At 67.8% G+C, this 1,865-nt stretch carries 2 protein-coding genes and 1 pseudogene; 2 read left to right on the forward strand and 1 reads right to left on the reverse strand.

The annotated features are described in order from the left end of the window. A partial coding sequence (locus tag DBR23_RS26850; protein ID WP_233250777.1) for a GDSL-type esterase/lipase family protein occupies positions 1-445 on the forward strand: 445 nt, incomplete at its 5' end. Positions 446-535: 90 nt separating this feature from the next. Here DBR23_RS26850 and queG read toward each other — a convergent pair. Further along, complete coding sequence (gene queG / locus DBR23_RS26855) at positions 536-1,585, reverse strand: tRNA epoxyqueuosine(34) reductase QueG (RefSeq protein WP_108500109.1); 1,050 nt, start codon at positions 1,583-1,585, stop codon at positions 536-538. A gap of 12 nt (positions 1,586-1,597) precedes the next feature. On the opposite strand from queG, the pseudogene DBR23_RS31945 reads away from it, so the two are divergent. Then, positions 1,598-1,865: pseudogene (locus DBR23_RS31945) on the forward strand (tRNA (adenosine(37)-N6)-threonylcarbamoyltransferase complex ATPase subunit type 1 TsaE); the annotation flags it as partial.

Consider the following 1,865-nt stretch of genomic DNA (forward strand, 5'->3'; position numbering starts at 1 on the left):
CTGGAAGGTGGTCAACGGCGGTGTGTCGGGCGACACCTCGGCCCAGGCGCTTGCGCGCCTGCCGGGCCTGCTGCAACAGCACCAGCCCGCGCTGGTCATCGTGGGCATTGGCGGCAATGACTTTTTGCGGCGCCAGAGTGCTGCCACCGCGCGCACCAACATCCTGCGCATCTGCACCGAGGCACGGGCCAGCGGCGCCCAGGTGCTGCTGGTGGCTGTGCCGGAGCTGTCGCTCATGGCCGCTGCCGGCCGCCTGAGCGACCACCCGCTGTACGAAGAGATTGCCGAAGAGCTGAAGATCCCGCTGCATGCCAAAGGCTGGTCGAGCGTGCTGGCGCAAGAGCGGTTGCGGTCGGACCAGATCCACGCCAACGCTGCCGGATATGCGGAGTTCGCCCAGGGGCTGGTGGGCACCTTGCGGCAGACGGGGCTGCTGGTGCAGTGAGGACCCGGAGCAACGGCGACCACTCCTATTTTGATAGCTGCCAAGGCATATTGCACTAGCACCACCAGGCTATTTCTTCCAAAAACGCCCTCAAGCAGCGTCCAGAGCCCAGGCCACATGCTCCCGCACCAGCGCGCTGGCATCCTCGGCCCGCGACTGCAGCGCAGCGCGCAAGGCCCCATCGCCCGTGGCACGCAGCGCATTGCCCAGTGCCACGGCCACATTGCGCAGCCAGCGCTCATGGCCGATGCGGCGGATGGGGCCGCCCTCGGTCATGCGCAAAAAGGTGGCTTCGTCCCACGCAAACAGGTGCACCAGCTGCTGGCCCGACAGGCCCTTACGCTCGTCAAAATCCGGCAGGCGGCTGACCTGCGCAAACTTGTTCCAGGGGCAAATCAGCTGGCAGTCGTCGCAGCCATAGATGCGGTTGCCCATCAGCGGGCGTAGCTCCACAGGGATGGGCCCGGCGTGTTCGATGGTGAGGTACGAGATGCAGCGCCGCGCGTCAACGCGGTGCGGCGCGACGATGGCCTGTGTGGGGCAGATGTCGATGCACGCGCTGCAGCTGCCGCAGTGCGGGGTGACGGGCTCGCTCTGGGGCAGCGCCATGTCCACATAAATCTCGCCCAGGAAGAACATGGACCCCGCCTCGCGGTTGAGCACCAGCGTGTGCTTGCCGCGCCAGCCCTGGCCGCTGCGCGCGGCCAGCTCGGCCTCCAGCACCGGCGCGGAGTCGGTGAACACGCGGTGGCCAAACGGGCCGATGGCCTCGGCGATGCGGTCGCTGAGCTTTTGCAGACGGGCGCGCAGCACCTTGTGGTAGTCCCGGCCCCGGGCGTAGACGGAGACGATGCCCTCGTGCGGGCGCTGAAGGCGTGAGAGTTCGGCCACCTGCCAGCCCCCGGGCGCATCCCTGGCCGTATCGCGCGGCAAATAATCCATGCGCGCCGTGATCACACTCACAGTGCCGGGCACCAGCTCGGCCGGGCGCGCGCGCTTCATGCCGTGGGATGCCATGTAATGCATGTCACCATGGAAGCCCTGCGCCAGCCAGGCCGCAAGACCCGGCTCGGCCGCAGACAAGTCCACCCCCGCCACGCCGATTTGGGAAAATCCCAGCTCGCGGGCCCACTCCTGCATTTGAGGAACGAGTTGACTGTTGCACCACATACCGGCCAGATTGTAGAAAGCGGCACCGATGCTGCGGCCCCCCCCCCTGCAGAAACCACGCGCCATTTCACCTGGCACAGCGAGGAAGACACCGCCGCCTTTGCCCAGCGCCTGGCCGCCCAGCCCCTGCTGGTCAACGCCTTCGTGACCCTGCACGGCGACCTGGGCGCGGGCAAGACCACCCTGGTGCGCCACCTGCTGCGCGCGCTGGGCGTGCAGGGCCGCATCAAGAGCCCCACCTACGCGGTGG

It is taken from the genome of Acidovorax sp. HMWF018 (genome assembly GCF_003061035.1).
In the GTDB taxonomy this organism is placed as follows: Bacteria; Pseudomonadota; Gammaproteobacteria; order Burkholderiales; family Burkholderiaceae_C; genus Acidovorax; species Acidovorax delafieldii.